Source organism: Nocardioides szechwanensis, from assembly GCF_900103935.1.
Lineage (GTDB): Bacteria > Actinomycetota > Actinomycetes > Propionibacteriales > Nocardioidaceae > Nocardioides > Nocardioides szechwanensis.
The window spans coordinates 120,312-137,201 of record NZ_FNIC01000007.1; the positions used below are offsets into that span (position 1 = coordinate 120,312).

At 70.5% G+C, this 16,890-nt stretch carries 16 protein-coding genes and 1 tRNA gene; 2 read left to right on the forward strand and 15 right to left on the reverse strand.

What is annotated here, in order from left to right:
• Window positions 1–22: 22 nt before the first annotated feature.
• The 10 genes from katG to BLR90_RS16365 all read right to left on the reverse strand — a co-directional run bounded on the left by katG (window position 23) and on the right by BLR90_RS16365 (window position 7,228).
• Window positions 23–2,293, reverse strand: coding sequence for a catalase/peroxidase HPI (gene katG, locus BLR90_RS16325; protein WP_091026294.1), 2,271 nt, complete (start codon window positions 2,291–2,293; stop codon window positions 23–25).
• A 22-nt stretch (window positions 2,294–2,315) separates the two neighbouring features.
• Window positions 2,316–2,750, reverse strand: coding sequence for a Fur family transcriptional regulator (locus BLR90_RS16330; protein WP_170254310.1), 435 nt, complete (start codon window positions 2,748–2,750; stop codon window positions 2,316–2,318).
• Between the two features lie 131 nt (window positions 2,751–2,881).
• A tRNA-Ala gene (locus BLR90_RS16335) sits at window positions 2,882–2,954 on the reverse strand.
• An 88-nt stretch (window positions 2,955–3,042) separates the two neighbouring features.
• Entirely contained in the window at window positions 3,043–3,648 is a 606-nt protein-coding gene (locus BLR90_RS16340; protein ID WP_170254311.1) for a histidine phosphatase family protein, read from the reverse strand.
• Between the two features lie 2 nt (window positions 3,649–3,650).
• Entirely contained in the window at window positions 3,651–4,028 is a 378-nt protein-coding gene (gene rsfS / locus BLR90_RS16345) for a ribosome silencing factor (RefSeq protein WP_091026296.1), read from the reverse strand.
• Window positions 4,025–4,642, reverse strand: coding sequence for a nicotinate-nucleotide adenylyltransferase (nadD, locus tag BLR90_RS16350; RefSeq protein WP_091026297.1), 618 nt, complete (start codon window positions 4,640–4,642; stop codon window positions 4,025–4,027). Before nadD ends, rsfS begins: the two co-directional genes overlap by 4 nt.
• Window positions 4,643–4,678: 36 nt before the next feature.
• On the reverse strand, window positions 4,679–4,837 hold the full coding sequence (locus tag BLR90_RS21110) for a hypothetical protein (protein ID WP_170254312.1): 159 nt from the start codon (window positions 4,835–4,837) through the stop codon (window positions 4,679–4,681).
• A 22-nt stretch (window positions 4,838–4,859) separates the two neighbouring features.
• Window positions 4,860–5,318, reverse strand: a complete 459-nt coding sequence (locus BLR90_RS16355; protein ID WP_091026298.1) for a YqaA family protein — start codon at window positions 5,316–5,318, stop codon at window positions 4,860–4,862.
• Between the two features lie 7 nt (window positions 5,319–5,325).
• Window positions 5,326–5,937 (reverse strand): CDP-alcohol phosphatidyltransferase family protein, encoded by a 612-nt coding sequence (locus BLR90_RS16360; protein WP_091026299.1) that lies wholly within the window; start codon window positions 5,935–5,937, stop codon window positions 5,326–5,328.
• Between the two features lie 31 nt (window positions 5,938–5,968).
• On the reverse strand, window positions 5,969–7,228 hold the full coding sequence (locus BLR90_RS16365) for a glutamate-5-semialdehyde dehydrogenase (protein ID WP_091026300.1): 1,260 nt from the start codon (window positions 7,226–7,228) through the stop codon (window positions 5,969–5,971).
• Between the two features lie 131 nt (window positions 7,229–7,359).
• On the opposite strand from BLR90_RS16365, the gene BLR90_RS16370 reads away from it, so the two are divergent.
• Complete coding sequence (locus BLR90_RS16370) at window positions 7,360–8,871, forward strand: lysyl oxidase family protein (protein WP_091026301.1); 1,512 nt, start codon at window positions 7,360–7,362, stop codon at window positions 8,869–8,871.
• A 71-nt stretch (window positions 8,872–8,942) separates the two neighbouring features.
• Here the strand turns inward: BLR90_RS16370 and BLR90_RS16375 are convergent, their stop codons facing one another.
• The 4 genes from BLR90_RS16375 to BLR90_RS16390 form a co-directional block, all read right to left on the reverse strand.
• Window positions 8,943–9,905 (reverse strand): electron transfer flavoprotein subunit alpha/FixB family protein, encoded by a 963-nt coding sequence (locus BLR90_RS16375; RefSeq protein WP_091026302.1) that lies wholly within the window; start codon window positions 9,903–9,905, stop codon window positions 8,943–8,945.
• A gap of 13 nt (window positions 9,906–9,918) precedes the next feature.
• Window positions 9,919–10,704, reverse strand: coding sequence for an electron transfer flavoprotein subunit beta/FixA family protein (locus BLR90_RS16380; RefSeq protein ID WP_245715358.1), 786 nt, complete (start codon window positions 10,702–10,704; stop codon window positions 9,919–9,921).
• Window positions 10,705–10,897: 193 nt separating this feature from the next.
• Window positions 10,898–11,218: a hypothetical protein gene (locus BLR90_RS16385; protein ID WP_091026304.1), complete on the reverse strand. Its 321-nt coding sequence runs from the start codon at window positions 11,216–11,218 to the stop codon at window positions 10,898–10,900.
• Between the two features lie 4 nt (window positions 11,219–11,222).
• Window positions 11,223–12,002 carry an enoyl-CoA hydratase/isomerase family protein gene (locus BLR90_RS16390; RefSeq protein ID WP_091026305.1) on the reverse strand — a complete coding sequence of 260 codons (780 nt, stop codon included), beginning with the start codon at window positions 12,000–12,002 and terminating at the stop codon, window positions 11,223–11,225.
• Between the two features lie 94 nt (window positions 12,003–12,096).
• On the opposite strand from BLR90_RS16390, the gene glgX reads away from it, so the two are divergent.
• On the forward strand, window positions 12,097–14,244 hold the full coding sequence (glgX, locus tag BLR90_RS16395; protein WP_174812369.1) for a glycogen debranching protein GlgX: 2,148 nt from the start codon (window positions 12,097–12,099) through the stop codon (window positions 14,242–14,244).
• Between the two features lie 30 nt (window positions 14,245–14,274).
• Here the strand turns inward: glgX and glgP are convergent, their stop codons facing one another.
• Window positions 14,275–16,872, reverse strand: a complete 2,598-nt coding sequence (gene glgP / locus BLR90_RS16400; protein ID WP_091026307.1) for an alpha-glucan family phosphorylase — start codon at window positions 16,870–16,872, stop codon at window positions 14,275–14,277.
• Between the last annotated feature and the right edge of the window lie 18 nt (window positions 16,873–16,890).

The following is a 16,890-nucleotide window of genomic DNA, read 5'->3' on the forward strand; positions in this document are numbered from 1 at the left end:
CGGGCTCGCGCCGCTGGCCGGGTCAGCGCAGGTCGAAGCGGTCCAGCTCCATGACCTTCGTCCAGGCGGCGACGAAGTCGTGCACGAGCTTGTCCTGCCCGTCCGCGCTGGCGTAGACCTCCGCGAGCGCCCGCAGCTGCGAGTGGTAGCCGAAGACGAGGTCGACCGCGGTGGCGGTCCACTTGAGCTCGTCGGTGGCCGCGTCGCGGATCTCGTAGACGTGCTCCCGGTCCGAGGCCTTCCACCGGGTGCCCGGCGAGAGCAGGTTGACGAAGAAGTCGTTGCTCAGGACCCCGGGACGGTCGGTGAGGACGCCGTGCTGCGCGCCCTCGACGTTGGCACCGATCGCCCGCAGCCCGCCGACCAGGACGGTCATCTCGGGAGCGCCCAGCTCGAGCATGTAGGCGCGGTCGACCAGCAGCGTCTCGGGCGACATCTTGTCCGTCGCTCGCAGATAGTTGCGGAACCCGTCGGCGCGCGGCTCGAGGACCCGGAACGACTCGACGTCGGTCTGCTCCTCGGTGGCGTCGGTGCGGCCGGCGTGGAACGGCACGGTGACCTCGACGCCGGCGTCCTTCGCCGCCTTCTCGACCGCGGCGTTGCCGGCGATCACGATCAGGTCGGCGAGCGAGACCTGGGCGCCCCCTGCGGCGTTGAACTCGTCGCGGACGCCCTCGAGCTTGGCCAGGACGCGGGCAAGCTGCTCGGGCTGGTTGACGGCCCAGCTGCGCTGGGGCTCCAGGCGGATACGGGCACCGTTGGCGCCGCCCCGCTTGTCGGTGGTGCGGAAGCTCGCCGCCGAGGCCCACGCGGTGGAGACCAGCTCGGAGACCGAGAGGCCCGACTCGAGGACCTTGCTCTTCAAGGTGGCGACGTCGGCGTCACCGACGAGCGCGCCCTCGACCGGCGGGACGGGGTCCTGCCACAGCTGCGGCTCGGGCACCCAGGGACCGAGGTAGCGGTCGACCGGGCCCATGTCGCGGTGCAGGAGCTTGTACCAGGCCTTGCCGAAGGCCAGCGCGAACTCGTCGGGGTTCTCGAGGAAGCGGCGCGAGATCTTCTCGTACTCCGGGTCGAAGCGCAGCGCGAGGTCGGAGGTCAGCATCGTGGGCTTGCGCTTGGGCGAGTCCGGGGCCGGGCCGGGGATGATCGCCTCGGCGTCCTTGGCGACCCACTGCTTGGCACCCGCGGGGCTCTCGGTGAGCTCCCACTCGTAGCCGAAGAGGATCTCGAAGAAGCGGTTGCTCCACTGGGTGGGTACGTCGGTCCAGGTGACCTCGAGGCCGCTGGTGATCGCGTCGGCGCCCATGCCGGAGCCGTACTCGCTCTTCCAGCCCAGGCCCTGCTGCTCCAGCGGAGCCGCCTCGGGCTCGGGGCCGACCAGGTCGGCGTCGCCAGCGCCGTGGGTCTTCCCGAAGGTGTGACCGCCGGCGATGAGGGCGACGGTCTCCTCGTCGTTCATCGCCATCCGGGCGAAGGTGTCGCGGATGTCGCGGGCGGAGGCCAACGGGTCGGGGTTGCCGTTGGGGCCCTCGGGGTTGACGTAGATCAGCCCCATCTGGACCGCGCCGAGGTGCTCGTGGAGGTCGCGCTCGCCGCTGTAGCGCTCGTCGCCCAGCCAGGTGTCCTCGGGGCCCCAGAAGATCTCCTCGGGCTCCCACACGTCCTCGCGGCCGAAGCCGAAGCCGAAGGTCTCGAAGCCCATGTCCTCGAGCGCCACGTTGCCGGCGAGCACCAGCAGGTCGGCCCACGAGATCTTCTGGCCGTGCTTCTGCTTGACCGGCCAGAGCAGCCGGCGGGCCTTGTCGAGGTTGGCGTTGTCGGGCCAGCTGTTGAGGGGCGCGAACCGCTGGCCGCCGTCGCCGGCGCCACCGCGGCCGTCGTAGATCCGGTAGGTGCCGGCGGCGTGCCAGCTCAGCCGGATGAACAGGCCGCCGTAGTGGCCGAAGTCGGCCGGCCACCAGTCCTGCGAGGAGTGCAGCACCTCCACGATGTCCTGCTTGACCGCCTCGAGGTCGAGCTTCGCGAACTCGCTGGCGTAGTCGAAGTCAGGAGCGAGCGGGTTGCCCTTGGGCGAGTGGGAGTGGAGCACCGAGAGGTCGACCTGGTTGGGCCACCAGTCGCGGTTGCCGTGGGGACGGCCCTCCTTGACGGTCGGCGAGTCGATCGCCGGGTTCTCGCTCTCGCTGCCCTTCGCGGCAGCGGAGCCCTGCATGACCGGGCATCCCGCCTCAGCCTTGCGGTCCACCCCTTGGGGGCTCTCGGGGGTGCTGCTGTCCTGGCTGTCGGTCATCTGCTTCCTTCCGGCTGACGGTTCACTGGATGAGGGCTGCGGTCGTGCAGGCGGGGCAGGTGCCCCAGTAGACGACCTCCGCCTCGTCGACCATGAAGCCGTGGTCGTCGGAGGCGGTGAGACAAGGGGTGTGGCCGACGGCGCAGTCGACGTCCGCGATCGCGCCGCACGAGCGGCACACGACGTGGTGGTGGTTGTCGTCGACCCGCGACTCGTAGCGCGCGACCGACCCGGCCGGCTGGATCCGCCGGACGAGACCGGTGCCGGTCAGGGTGTGCAGCGAGTCGTAGACGGTCTGGTGCGAGACGTCGGGCAGCTCGCGTCGTACGGCGCCGATGATCGTGTCGGTGTCGGCGTGCGGGTGCGCGTGGACCGCGGCGAGCACGGCCACCCGCGGTCGGGTCACGCGCAGCGCGGCCTCGCGCAGCAGGTGCGGGAAGTCGTGCTCGGTGGCCATGCGAATCATTCTGCCGCTTTTCTGGAACAAGTCAAGAAAGGACTCGCAGGCGGCGAGAGGGCGGCGGGACAGCCGGGAAATGACGAGAGCGGCCCGGTCCTGCCTCAGCAAGACGAGCCGCTCTCGATCGGTGGAGCTGAGGGGACTCGAACCCCTGACCCTCTGCATGCCATGCAGATGCGCTACCAGCTGCGCCACAGCCCCTCACGTCGAACGAAGTCTCCTTCGGACAACTCGCGGAATACTAGCCAACCCGGCACGCCCCACGAAAATCGGGGGGCGAAATCGCGGGTCACGCGGTGCGGTTGTAGGCCCCCAGCCGCAGGCCGCCGACCTCGGGATGCTCCTCGAGGACCACCCAGCCGCAGTTGGTGAGCCCGCGCAGAGTGTGGAACTGCTCGTCAGGCCAGCCCAGCATCGCGCCGGTCGCGACCCGGATGGCGGCGCCGTGCGAGACGGCGACCGCGGCCTCCCCCGGCGCCAGGGCGGCGAGCAGCTCGTGCAGCGCCTCGGTCATCCGGCGGCGTACGTCGTCAGCGGGCTCGGCCCCCGGCGCGGAGTCGTAGTGACCGCGGCGGAACTGCTCGAACTCGACCGGGTCGGCGGCGGCGTACTCGTCGTGGGTGAGGCCCTGGCGCTCCCCCAGGTGGAACTCACGCAGCCTCGCGTCGTACGTCGGTGCGAGGCCGGTCGCCTCGGCGAGCGCGCCGGCGGTCGCCCGCGCGCGCACCAGATCGGAGGACCAGAGCAGGGTGGGACCGAGCTTGGCGAGCGCCTCGGCGGCCACAACCGCCTGCTGGCGCCCGACCTCGTCGAGCTCGACGTCCAGCTGGCCCTGCACGCGCAGCCCGTGGTTGAAGGCGGTGCGCCCGTGGCGCAGCAGGACGAGCGTGCGCACCGTCAGCCGGCCGGGCGGGTGAGGTCGGCCGGCAGCTCGATGGTCGGGCAGTCGCGCCAGAGCCGCTCGAGGGCGTAGAACTGGCGCTCCTCCTCGTGCTGCACGTGGACGACGATCTCGCCGTAGTCGATGAGCACCCAGCGGCCGTCGCGCTCGCCCTCCCGGCGGATCGGCTTGGCGCCGATCTCGCGGAGCTTGTCCTCGACCTCGTCGACGATCGCCTTGACCTGGCGGTCGTTGGTGGCCGAGGCGAGGACGAAGGCGTCGGTGATCGCGAGCTGCTCGCTCACGTCGAACGCGACGATCTGCGTGGCGAGCTTGTCGGCCGCGGCGCGCGCGGCAGCGACGACGAGCTCGACGGCATGGTCGGTGGCAGTCATTGTTCTCCGGGGTAGAGGCGGTGCTTCTGGATGTACTGCACCACACCGTCGGGCACGAGGTACCACACGGGCTGTCCGCGGCGCTGGCGCTCGCGGCAGTCGGTGGACGAGATGGCGAGGGCGGGGATCTCCACCATGGTCACCCGGGCGGCGGGGATCGAGCCCAGCACGTCGGGGTCCATGTCGTAGCCGGGGCGCGTGCAGCCGACGAACTGCGCCAGCTCGAAGAGTCCCTCCGCGTCGCGCCAGCCGAAGATCTCGGTCAGCGCGTCGGCGCCGGTGATGAAGTAGAGGTCGGCGTCGGGCATGGCCGCGCTGAGGTCGCGCAGCGTGTCGATCGTGTACGTCGGGCCCTCGCGGTCGATGTCGACCCGCGACACCGTGAACCGTGGGTTGGCGGCCGTGGCGATGACCGTCATCAGGTAGCGGTGCTCCGCGGGCGAGACCTGGCGGTCGGACTTCTGCCAGGGCCGTCCGGTCGGCGCGAACACGACCTCGTCGAGGTCGAACCACGCCTGCACCTCGGACGCCGCCACCAGGTGCCCGTGGTGGATGGGGTCGAACGTGCCACCCATGACGCCGACCCGGCGGCGTACCGGCTCTGCCTCACTCATGGGCGGCAGTCATGCGAGCTCACTGAGGGGTGCCACTCAGGTGTGCTCGCGTCCTCCGCCGAAGGCGACGAGCGCACCGATCATCGCGAGCAGGATGGCGATGGTGATCGCACCGACGATCCAGGGGTTGATGACCTGCTCGTGGTGCTCCTCGGCGGCCCGGCTCAGGGACAGCGTGATCTGGCTCAACGACATGGGGCGCAGCCTATCGGGACCCTCAGCCCAGCAGCGACTCGACTCCGGCGAGGACCAGCCAGAACCGCAGCGTGCGGCCGACCAGGATGGTGGGCAGGAAGACGTACATGCGCATCCTGAGCGCCCCGGCGACGGCCGCCATCACCAGCAGCGGCGGCACCCCGGCGAACGACGAGATCAGCATGATCCCGCCCGAGAACCACGGCCGGCCGTCCATGCGGGCCTGCCAGCGGGCGTAGCTGGTCTTGATCTTGTCGCCGGAGAGCTTCTTCTGGACCCAGTCGGTCTCGATGCTGCGCCGGGTCGCCTCGTACCAGACGATCTTGCCGAACATCTGGCCCAGGCCGGCGGTCAGCGCCAGCGGGAAGGCGTGGCCGTCGCCGACGGTGGCCGCCATCCCGCCGAGGATCACCTCCATGTTGATCAGCGGGAACAGGGCGGAGGCGATGCTGACCCCGAAGGTCCAGAGGGTCAGGCTCATGCGAGCCTCATACGGCGGCGCGCTCCGGCACCGGGATCCCGAGCTGGAAGAGCCACCGCATCGAGACGCACTTGAGCACCACGAGAGCCAGTGCGATCACCAGCCCAACCTGCCACCAGCCGGTGACCAGCAGCAGAACGGCGAACAGCGAGGAGTTGACGGCCTTGGCCGGCTTCGACCAGTTCCAGGTGTAGATCCGGCGGTCGACGACGTAGAAGTAGTTGGGGCTGCGGATCGGCCAGGCCAGGAACGCCAGCGACAGGAACATGTCGATCACCATGAAGTTGAAGAGGTAGACCGACACCGGGAGCACCATCTCGGGCTCGAGCCAGGCCAGCCCGATGTAGAAGGCGGCGCAGTTGATGCGGTCGCACATGATGTCGAGGACGCCGCCGATGCGGGTCTCGCAGTCGAAGAGACGGGCGTAGCCGCCGTCGGCCATGTCGCCGACCCAGTAAACGACCAGCCCCACGATCAGCAGCGTGCGGTCCTGCTCGACCGCCGCGACCAGGCACAGGGCCAGCGACGCGAGGGTCCGGACGAACGTGATGACAGTCGCGCCGGTCCACAGCCGCTCCACGCTCGCATCGGCATGGATGGCGCGGTCGGAGGCGGGCATGGGCAAAACGCTATCGCGAGGGGTGTCCCCCTCAGCGCACGTGGCCGTCGCCGGTGACGACGTACTTCGTCGAGGTCATCTCGGGCAGTCCCATCGGACCGCGCGCATGGAGCTTCTGGGTGCTGATCCCGATCTCCGCGCCGAAGCCGAACTCACCTCCGTCGGTGAAGCGGGTCGAGGCGTTGACGAGCACCGCCGCGGAGTCGACGGCGGCCACGAACCGGCGGGCCGCCCCCTGGTCCTCGGTCACGATCGCGTCGCTGTGCTGGCTGGAGAACCGCCGGATGTGGGCGATCGCCGCGTCGAGATCGGGTACGACGGCCGCGGAGATGTCGAGCGAGAGGTACTCCTGCGCGTAGTCGTCGTCGGTGGCCGGCTCGACGCCGTCGTGGGCACCGAAGGCCGGGTCGCCGTGGATGGTCACGCCGGCGTCCTGGAGGGCTGCGACGACACGCGGCAGGAACTGCTCGGCGACGTCCGCGTGGACCAGCAGCGACTCGGCCGCGTTGCAGACGCTGGTGCGGTGGGTCTTGGCGTTGAGCACGATCGCGAGCGCCTTGTCGAGGTCGGCGGCGCGGTCGACGTAGACGTGGCAGTTGCCGACCCCCGTCTCGATCACGGGAACCGTCGACTCCTCGACCACCGAGCGGATCAGGCCGGCGCCGCCGCGCGGGATGAGCACGTCGACGTGGCCGCGGGCACGCATCAGGGCCTTGACGCTGTCACGGGTCTCGCCCGGGACTAGCTGCACCACGTCGGCGTCGAGCCCGGCCGTGGTGACCGCGTCCCGGAGCACGGCCACGATCGCGGCGTTGCTCGAGCGGGCGCTCGAGCTGCCTCGCAGCAGGACCGCGTTGCCGGACTTGAGGCAGATGCCGGCGGCGTCGGCCGTGACGTTCGGGCGGGCCTCGTAGATCATCCCGACCACACCGAAGGGCACCCGGACCTGGCGCAGCTCGAGGCCGTTGGCCAGGGTGCTGCCGCGCACCACCTCCCCCACGGGGTCGGGCAGGCCGGCGACGTCGCGCAGACCTTGCGACATGGCGTCGAGGCGGTCCGGGGTCAGCCGGAGCCGGTCCACGATGTTGGCGGGCGTCCCGTCCGCCTCGGCGCGGGCGACGTCGTCGGCGTTGGCCGCGAGCACCTCGTCGTGGCGTTCGGCCAGGGCGTCGGCCATCGCGTGCAGGGCGCGGTCCTTCTCGGCCCGCGTGGCCAGGGCCAGCGTGTGGCTCGCCGTACGGGCTCGGCGTGCGACCTCGAGCACGTCCTGCTGGATGTCGGCGGTGCTCATGCCCCGAGCCTAGGCGAGCGTTCGTGCCGGACCCGACCTGTCTCGACCAGTCGACCGATCCGCCCGGTACGCAACCAAAACCCCCGCCAGAGCGTCCACACTGCAGACGTCACCCATCAGTGGAGGAACCCTTGTCGCGGACCCGTCGTACCCTGCGAGGCTTCGGCCTGGCCAGCATCGCCCTCCTCCTTCCGGCAGTGCCGGTCCTGACCGGCCCCACCGCCACCGCCATCGCCACTGCCCCCGCGGCCCCACCCGTCAGCCAGCGGGCGGAGGGCGACTCGCCGCTCTCGCTGTGGGCCCCGAAGCGCTACGAGACCTTCGTCTACCGGGGCCGGGCCTACACGGACCTGGGCCTGCGCCTGCTGGCCAACGGAGAGACCTTCGAGCTGAGCTCCACCCGGGCGAGCTACGAGGAGACGATCAAGACCGTCTGGAAGGCCCCCGGCGGCGACGTCGCGCTGCCCCCTGGCTCCATGACCAGCATGGGCACGCTCCGGCAGTTCGTGAAGCTCACCCTGGTGCCCATGAAGGGCGGGCCGACCCAGACCCTGGTCCGCGGCGTCTGCTTCGCGGGCTACGCCCAGCGCATGCGTCCCGACGCCCCCGCGACCTCGCCGTACGCCGACTGGTGCAGCTACAACCCGTTCGCGATCGGCGCCCGCCAGGGCATCCAGGCCGGGTGGGCGATGCCGCTGCTCGGCTACAGCCGCAAGCCGCTGCGTCTCGAGGCGGGCCGCTACCAGGTCACTGCGCAGATCACCCCGCGCTACGCCACGGCGTTCGGCCTCAACGAGGCCGACTCGACCCGCACGCTGACGCTCGTGGTCAAGGAGGAGGCGGGCGTCGAGGAGCCCGTGGGTCGTACGACGCCGCCGTCCCGCGTCGCGCGGCCCGCCGCGACCCGGCCCACCGGCCCGGTCGCCCGCGACCTGCCCACGACGATGCCGGACCTGCGCGCCGTGCCCGCCTGGGGCATCCGGGTCGCCGAGAAGGGCGACTTCCTACAGTTCTCCGCGACCGTCTGGAACGGCGGCGACAGCCCGTTGGTCGTCGACGGCTTCCGGCGCGAGGGCGAGGACGAGATGGACGCCTACCAGTACTTCTTCGACGCCGACGGCAACCAGACCGGCTACCAGCCGGTGGGCCACTTCCACTGGGACGCCAAGCCCACCCACCAGCACTGGCACTTCCGCGACTTCGCGTCCTACACGCTGCTCAAGGCCGACCAGACCGCGATCGTGAAGTCGCGCAAGGAGGCGTTCTGCCTGGCCAACACCGACGCCGTCGACACGACCGTGCCCTCCGCGGTGCTGAACCCGGTCAACACCGACCTCACCACATCCTGCGGTGAGTACAGCTCCCTGTCGATCCGCGAGGTGCTCGTCTCCGGCTGGGGTGACACCTACGCGCAGTTCCGCGCCGGCCAGTCGTTCAGCCTCGAGGGCCTGCCCAACGGGACCTACTACATCGAGGTCCGGGCCAACCCGCGCGGCCGTCTCGTCGAGGGCTCGACGGACAACAACGTCGCGCTCCGCAAGGTCGTCATCGGCGGCAAGCCGGGCGCCCGCACCGTCCACGTGCCCCAGGTCGGCCTGGTCGTCGAACCCTCACAGGGTGGCGGCGCCGGCGAGGGTCGCTGACCCGGAAACGACGTTGACCCGCCCGAAACTTTCGGGCGGGTCAACGACTGTTCGCGTGAGTTACGGGCGGGTCAACCCTTGCGCTTGTTGATCTGCTCGGTCGCGGCCGGGAGCACCGTGTGCAGGTCGCCCACGACGCCGAAGTCGACCAGCTCGAAGATCGGGGCCTCGTCGTCCTTGTTGACGGCCACGATCGTCTTGGAGGTCTGCATGCCGGCGCGGTGCTGGATCGCACCGGAGATGCCGTTGGCGACGTAGAGCTGCGGCGAGACCGTCTTGCCGGTCTGACCGATCTGGAAGGTGTGCGGCGTCCAGCCCGAGTCGACCGCGGCACGCGAGGCACCGACCGCCGCGCCGAGGGCGTCGGCGAAACCCTCGATGGGCTCGAAGTTGCCACCGGTGCCGCGTCCACCCGCGACCACGATCGCGGCCTCGGTCAGCTCCGGGCGCCCGCTCGCCTGACGCGGCTGCGAGGCCACGATCTTGGCGCTCTTGGCGGCGTCGGAGATGGTCGCCGCGAACTCCTCGACAGCGCCCGCGCCGTCACCCTCCTCGGGTGCCGCCGCGTTGGGCTTGACCGTGATGATCGGCGTGCCCTTGGTGACCTTCGCCTGGACGGTGAAGTTGCCCGCGAACACCGACTGGGTCGTGACCGGGCCGCCTTCGGAGGACTGCACGTCCACCGCGTCGGTGATGATCCCCGACTTCAGCTTGATCGCCAGACGACCGGCGATCTCCTTGCCCTCGAAGGAGGAGGAGATCAGGATCGCTGCCGGCGAGGTCTTCTCGGCCAACTGCTGGAGCACCTCGGCCTTGGGGGCCACGAGGTAGCCCTTGATCTCGGTGTCGTCGACCGTGTAGACCTTCTCGGCGCCGTACTTCTTGACCGCCTCGGCCGCACCGGAGGCCTGGTCGGCCCCGCCGATGAAGACCGCGGACGGCTCGCCGAGGCGCTTGGCGATCGCGAGGAGCTCGTAGGTCGGCTTGCGGACCGCGCCGTCGACGTGGTCGATGAGTACCAGAACTTCAGACATGTCTTCCCGCTCCTCAGATGAACTTCTTGGACGCGAGGAACTCGGTGAGCGCCGTGGCGCCCGAACCGTCCTCGTCCTTGACGATCTCGCCGGCCGAGCGCGGCGGGCGCTCGGTGGTGTCCTCGACCTGGGTCCAGGCGACCGACAGCCCGACGTCGCCCGCGTCGACACCGAGGTCGCTGAGCGACCAGGTCTCGAGGGGCTTCTTCTTGGCGGCCATGATCCCCTTGAACGACGGGTAGCGCGCCTCGCCGGTCTGGTCGGTGACCGACAGCACCAGCGGCATGGTGCCGCCGATGACCTCGGTCGCGGTGTCACCGTCGCGCTTCACACGCACCTGGTCACCCTGGGTCTCGACGACCGAGGCGAACGTGACCTGAGGCAGGTTGAGCTGCTCGGCCAGCATCGCCGGAACGACGCTGCCCGCGGCGTCGGTGCTCGCCATGCCGCAGATCACCAAGTCAACGGCCCGCTCTTCCCCGGCCTTTGAAATGGCCTTGGCAAGCACGAGCGAGGTCGCGACGTAGTCGGAGCCGGCGATCGCCTCGTCGGAGACGAGGATGCCCTCGTCGGCGCCCATCTGCAGTGCCTTGCGGACCGCGTCGACTGCCTTCTCGGGACCCACGCAGAGCGCGGTCACCTTGGTCTCCTCCGGGTTGTCGGACTTCTCCTTGATCTGGAGGGCCTGCTCGACCGCGTACTCGTCGAGCTCCGAGAGGAGACCATCGACGCCTACGCGGTCAACGGTGTTGTCCGACTCGAAGCGCCGGTCGGCGGTCGCGTCGGGGACGTGCTTCACACAGACGACAATGTTCATGGTGGTGTGGCCGGGAACGGCCCCTCCTGTGGACTCGTGAGGTCATGGTGAGGTCCATGACTGCCAGGACTCCTGGCGAGGGCAGGCTACCGCCGAGTCACGTACGACGAAACACAGGTCCGCGGTCGACTACGTCACAGCGTGGAATGGGTCACCCGTGCCTCGGAGCCACTCGTCAGGGCCGGACCAGCCGGTCGACGAGCCGGCCGAGGACGAGGTAGACGACCGCGCCGATGCCGTAGTTGAACAGCGCCGTGGTGGTCTCGCCGTTGTCGCCAGCGAAACGCTTGATCGGGTTGTCGAGGTCGAAGACGCCGAGGTCGACACCGTCCGCGAGGTTGAGCACCAGCTCGACCAGCGGGTTGTCGGGCTCGGCCTCGAGCGCGATCAGCAGCGCCGCGACGGCCAGTACGGACGCGCACGCCACGAAGAGGAGCCAGAGCAGCCGCGCCGCCACCACCCTCAGTCGCGTGCTGCTTGCCTTACGTTCTGCCACGAGCTCACCGTCCCCCGAACCGAGCCTTGCCTGGACCGTTGTCGACGAAGGATTGCATACCCGTGCTCCGGTCCTCGGTGGCGAAGAGGGCGGCGAACTGCAGCCGCTCGATCTCGAGCCCGCTGGGGAGGTCGAGCTCCAGGCCGCGGTCGATGCTCTCCTTGGCCGCCCGCACCGCGAGCGAGGCCGCGCCGGAGAACTGCCCCGCCCACGCCACCGCCTCGTCGTAGACCGACTCGGCGGGTACGACGCGGTCGACCAGGCCGATCGCGAGTGCCTCGTCGGCCTTCACGAAGCGGCCGGTGAAGATGATGTCCTTGGCCTTGCTCGGACCCACCAGGCGGCTCAGGCGCTGGGTGCCGCCGGCCCCCGGGATGATGCCGAGCAGGACCTCGGGCTGGCCCAGGGTGGCGTTGTCGGCGGCGAACCGGACGTCGGCGGCCAGCGCCAGCTCGCAGCCGCCGCCCAGGGCGTAGCCGGTGATCGCGGCCACGACGGGCTTGGGGATCCCTGCGACGGCCGTGACCGCCGACTGGATGGAGCCCGACAGCGTCACCATGTCCGCGTAGGAGAGCTCGGCCATCTCCTTGACGTCGTTGCCGGCCGCGAAGACCCGCTCGCCGCCGTACAGGACGACGGCCTTGACGTCGTCGCGCTCGCTCGCCTCGGCGGCCGCGGCGCGCAGCTCGGCCTGCACCTGGAAGCTGATCGCGTTCATCTTCGGCCGGTCCAGCCGGATCGTGCCGACGCCGTCAGCCACCTCGAGGCCTACGAACTCACCCATCACGCTCACTCCTTCGCTGCTGCCGCTGCGGCCGACTGCGAGGCCGATGCGGACTTGTGAGGACCCACCCTCTCGCATCGGCAAGAATGAGTCAGTGACCCCCGGCCTCTGGCGCAACCTCGGCGACCGAGCCGCGGTCTGGCCCGGAAGCAACCACCCGCTCGGCGCGACCTGGTCGCCCGAGGCCACCAACTTCGCCGTCCACGCCCCGCGCGCCCACGCGGTGTGGGTCTGCCTGTTCGACGAGGAGGGTGGCGAGAGCCGCCACGAGCTCACCGAGCACTCGCTCGGCATCTGGCACGGCGCCGTCCCCGGCGTCGCGGTGGGCGCCCGCTACGGCTTCCGGGTCGACGGACCCTGGAACCCGGCAGCGGGCCTTCGGTTCAACCCCGCCAAGCTCCTGCTCGACCCGTTCGCGCGGGCGGTGAGCGGTGAGGTCGTGGTCGACCAGGCGATCTACGGCTTCCGCGAGGAGGACCCGGAGCAGCGCGACCCGGTCGACTCGGCGGCGTACGTCCCTCGCAGCGTGGTCGTCACCGACGACTTCGACTGGGGCGACGACGCCCCGCCCGACCACCACTGGCGCGAGACGGTCATCTACGAGGCGCACGTCAAGGGCATGACCCAGCTGCACGACCGGGTGCCCGAGGAGCTGCGCGGCACCTACGCCGGCCTCGGGACGCCGGCGGTCGTCGACTACCTCCGCGACCTGGGGGTGACCGCGATCGAGCTGCTGCCGATCCACCAGTTCGTGCCCGAGGTGGCTCTGGTCGAGCGCGGGCTGACCAACTACTGGGGCTACAACTCGATCGGCTTCTTCGCCCCCCACAACGCCTACTCGGCCTCCGGCGACCGCGGCCAGCAGATCACGGAGTTCAAGTCGATGGTCAAGGCGTTCCACGCCGCCGGCCTCGAGGTCATCCTCGACGTGGTCTACAACCACACCGCGGAGGCCGGCGCGGACGGGCCCACCCTGTCGTTCCGCGGGTTCGACGACGCGGTCTACACGCGGGTCGGACCGTCCGAGCCCGACAAGCCGGCCGACCACTACTGGGACGTCACGGGCTGCGGCAACACCGTCGACGCGGCCTACCCCTTCGCGCTGCGGATGATCCTGGACTCGCTGCGCTACTGGGTGACCGAGATGCACGTCGACGGCTTCCGCTTCGACCTGCTCTCGGCCCTCACCCGGATCGACCACGAGATCGACATGGGCTGCCACCTGCTGACGGCGATCGGCCAGGACCCGGTGCTGCGCCACGTCAAGCTCATCGCCGAGCCCTGGGACGCGTCGATGGACGGCTACCGCGTCGGCGACTGCCCGCCACCGTGGGTCGAGTGGAACGACCAGTTCCGCGACGAGATCCGCGACTTCTGGCGCGGTCGCTCGTCGGGCATCCGCCGGGTCGCGACCCGGTTGGCCGGGTCGTCGGACCTGTACGCCGACGACGGCCGGTCGGCGTACGCCTCGGTCAACTTCGTGACCGCGCACGACGGGTTCACGGTGCGCGACCTGGTGAGCTACGAGCACAAGCGCAACGAGGCCAACGGCGAGGGCAACCGCGACGGGACCGACAACAACCGGTCCTGGAACCACGGCGTCGAGGGCGAGACCGACGACCCCGAGGTGCTCGCGCTACGACGGCGGCAGGCGGCCAACCTGATGGTGACGCTGTGCCTGAGCAACGGGGTCCCGATGATCACCGCGGGAGACGAGCGGGGCCGCACCCAGCACGGCAACAACAACCCCTACTGCCAGGACAACCCGGTGTCGTGGGTCGACTGGCGGCCCGACGACGCCTGGCTCGACGTCTACGAGATCACGAAGGCCGCCCTGCGCCTGCGGCGTGAGCACCAGGCACTGCGGCAGCGGCACTGGTTCGAGGGCCAGCCGTCGATCCTCGGCGGACCCAAGGACCTCGCGTGGCTGCACGCGTCGGGGCGGGAGATGACCGCCGACGACTGGCACGACTCGCACCTGACGACGATCGGCATGTTCGTCTCCGGGAAGCCCCTGCGCTCCCCCGGCCCGCGCGGCGAGCAGCAGGTCGACGCGTCGTTCATGCTGTGGTTCAACTCGGGCTCGGACCCGGTCGACCTGGTGATGCCCGAGAACGACTGGGTCCAGCAGGGCGACATCGCCCTCACCACCGACCCCGACCTCGAGCCCGGCTCGCCCGTCAAGGCCGGCGACGCCCTCACCCTCGGGCCCCGCACCGTCCTGGTCCTGCGCGGCACCTGACCGACCGCCGAGTCGGCGGTGAGGTTCGGGTCAGGCCATGGCGACGACGCCGAGCTCGGCGTCGGAGACCAGCAGGTCGTGGCGGGGGATGATGCGGACGGTGTAGCCGAAGGCGCCGCTGTGGTCGAGGGTGACCTCGCCGTCGAGGCGGTGGCGCCCGCCGTCGTAGGACTCGGCGACGGTGAGGGTGTCGATCCGGGTCTCGGAGAGCTCGTCCTCGCCGTTGGTCTTGCCGTGGACCAGCTGGACCTCCACGTCGTCGGGGGTCAGCGAGCCGAGGGCCACGAAGGCGCGCACGCTCATGACGTCGCCGACCTCGGGGGCGTCGCCGACGCCGCTGCTCTCGACGTGCTCGACCTTGACCTCGGGCCACAGCGACTTGACCCGCTGCTTCCAGTCCGCGAGCGAGCGGGCTCCCTCGAAGTCGTTGTTGAGGCGGCGCGCGTTGGAGGCCGCCGGGGCGTAGAGCTTGAGGGTGTAGTCGCGCACCATCCGCGAGGCGAGCACCTTGGGGCCGAGCGACTTCAGGGTGTGGCGCAGCATCTCGACCCAGCGGGTCGGCACCCCCTCGTGGTCGACGTCGTAGAAGCGCGGCGCGACCTCGTTCTCGATCAGGTCGTAGAGCGCCGAGGCCTCCAGGTCGTCACGGCGCTCGGGGTCGTCGAGGCCGTCGGCCGACGGGATCGCCCAGCCGTTCTCGCCGTCGTACCACTCGTCCCACCAGCCGTCGAGGATCGAGAGGTTGAGCCCACCGTTGAGGGCGGCCTTCATGCCCGACGTGCCGCACGCCTCGTAGGGCCGCAGCGGGTTGTTGAGCCACACGTCGCAGCCGGGGTAGAGCGGCAGCGCCATCGCGATGTCGTAGTTGGGCAGGAACACGATCCGGTGCCGCACCTCCGGGTCGTCGGCGAACTTCACCATCTCCTGGATCAGCTTCTTCCCGCCGTCGTCGGCGGGGTGCGACTTGCCGGCGATGACCAGCTGGATCGGCCGCTCCGGGTCGAGCAGCAGGGCCTTGAGCCGGGCGGGGTCGCGCAGCATCAGCGTCAGTCGCTTGTACGACGGGACGCGGCGCGCGAAGCCGATGGTCAGCACGTCCGGGTCGAGCGCGCCGTCGATCCAGGCCAGCTCCGCCTTGGCCGAGCCGCGGTTCTCCCACGAGCGCCGCAGCCGCCTGCGGGCGTCGAGCACCAGCCGCTCGCGCAGCCGGCGCTTGACCGACCAGACCTGCGCGCCGGAGACCCGGTCGACGGCGTTGAAGAAGGGGTCGGTGTCGTCGGTGTCGGCGTCGGCACCCTCGGCCTCGGCGAGCTCGATGATCTCGCGCGCCACCCAGGTCGGCGCGTGCACGCCGTTGGTGATGGAGCCGATCGGCACCTCGGCCTCGTCGAAGGCCGGCCACAGGCCGTTGAACATGCCGCGGCTGACCTGGCCGTGCAGGACGGAGACGCCGTTGGCGCGCTGCGCCAGGCGGAAGCCCATGACCGCCATGTTGAAGACCGACGGGTCGCCGTCCTCGTAGTCCTCGGCGCCCAGGGCCAGCACACGGTCGATGGGGACGCCGGGGGTCGCGCCCGACTCACCGAAGTACTGCTCGACCAGGGTCTGCGGGAACCGGTCGATGCCCGCGGGCACCGGCGTGTGAGTCGTGAAGACGGTCGAGGCGCGGCTCACCTCGAGCGCGGTGTCGAAGTCGAGCCCGGGCCCGCCCTCGGCCACGGTCAGCTCGCGGATCCGCTCGATGCCGAGGAAGCCGGCGTGGCCCTCGTTGGTGTGGAACACCTCCGGCTCGGGCGCTCCGGTGATCCGAGAGTAGGCGCGCAGCGCCCGCACGCCGCCGACGCCGAGCAGCATCTCCTGGCGCAGGCGGTGCTCGCTGTTGCCGCCGTAGAGCCGGTCGGTCACGTCGATGTAGTGGTCGGGGTTGCCCTCGACGTCGGTGTCGAGCATCAGGAGCGGCACGCGACCGACGCTGGCCACCCAGATCCGGGCGAGCAGGTCGGGGCCGCCGGGCATGGCGATCGAGATCGTCGCGCGCGAGCCGTCGGGCTCGCGCAGCAGCGAGATCGGCAGCCCGTCGGGGTCGAGCACCGGGTAGGTCTCCTGCTGCCAGCCGTCTCGGGACAGCGCCTGCTTGAAGTAGCCGTGGCGGTAGAGCAGGCCGACGCCCACGATGGGTACGCCGAGGTCGCTGGCGGCCTTGAGGTGGTCACCGGCGAGGATGCCGAGGCCACCGGAGTACTGCGGGAGGACGGCCGTGATGCCGAACTCGGGCGAGAAGTAGCCGATCGCGACGGGGCCGGCCTCCGTGGTGGCCGACCCGGCGGCCACCCGGTGCTGGTACCAGCGGTCGCCGGTGAGGTAGGCGTCGAGGTCGTCGGAGGCAACCTTCAGGCGGGCCAGGAAACCCTCGTCGGTGGCGAGCTCCTCGAGCCGGGCGCGACCGACCGCGCCGAGCAGCCGGACCGGGTCGTGGCCCGTCGACTCCCAGAGGTCGGAGTCGACCTCGTCGAAGACGTCCTGCGTCTCCGGGTGCCAGGACCACCGCAGGTTGAGCGCCAGCACGCCGAGCGGCTGGAGGGCGGGGGGCAGGACCGGGCGGACCGTGAATCGTCTGATTGCTCGCACCAGCAGGACGCTACCGTC

Excerpts from the sequence above, each read along its gene's own strand:
- BLR90_RS16390 (WP_091026305.1), bottom strand. The coding sequence starts at position 12,002 with ATGGGTGAGTTCGTAGGCCTCGAGGTGGCTGACGGCGTCGGCACGATC.
- BLR90_RS16355 (WP_091026298.1), bottom strand. The coding sequence starts at position 5,318 with ATGAGCCTGACCCTCTGGACCTTCGGGGTCAGCATCGCCTCCGCCCTG.
- nadD (WP_091026297.1), bottom strand. The coding sequence starts at position 4,642 with ATGAGTGAGGCAGAGCCGGTACGCCGCCGGGTCGGCGTCATGGGTGGC.
- BLR90_RS21110 (WP_170254312.1), bottom strand. The coding sequence starts at position 4,837 with ATGTCGTTGAGCCAGATCACGCTGTCCCTGAGCCGGGCCGCCGAGGAG.
- BLR90_RS16360 (WP_091026299.1), bottom strand. The coding sequence starts at position 5,937 with ATGCCCGCCTCCGACCGCGCCATCCATGCCGATGCGAGCGTGGAGCGG.
- rsfS (WP_091026296.1), bottom strand. The coding sequence starts at position 4,028 with ATGACTGCCACCGACCATGCCGTCGAGCTCGTCGTCGCTGCCGCGCGC.
- BLR90_RS16365 (WP_091026300.1), bottom strand. The coding sequence starts at position 7,228 with ATGAGCACCGCCGACATCCAGCAGGACGTGCTCGAGGTCGCACGCCGA.
- BLR90_RS16330 (WP_170254310.1), bottom strand. The coding sequence starts at position 2,750 with ATGGCCACCGAGCACGACTTCCCGCACCTGCTGCGCGAGGCCGCGCTG.
- BLR90_RS16375 (WP_091026302.1), bottom strand. The coding sequence starts at position 9,905 with ATGTCTGAAGTTCTGGTACTCATCGACCACGTCGACGGCGCGGTCCGC.
- katG (WP_091026294.1), bottom strand. The coding sequence starts at position 2,293 with ATGACCGACAGCCAGGACAGCAGCACCCCCGAGAGCCCCCAAGGGGTG.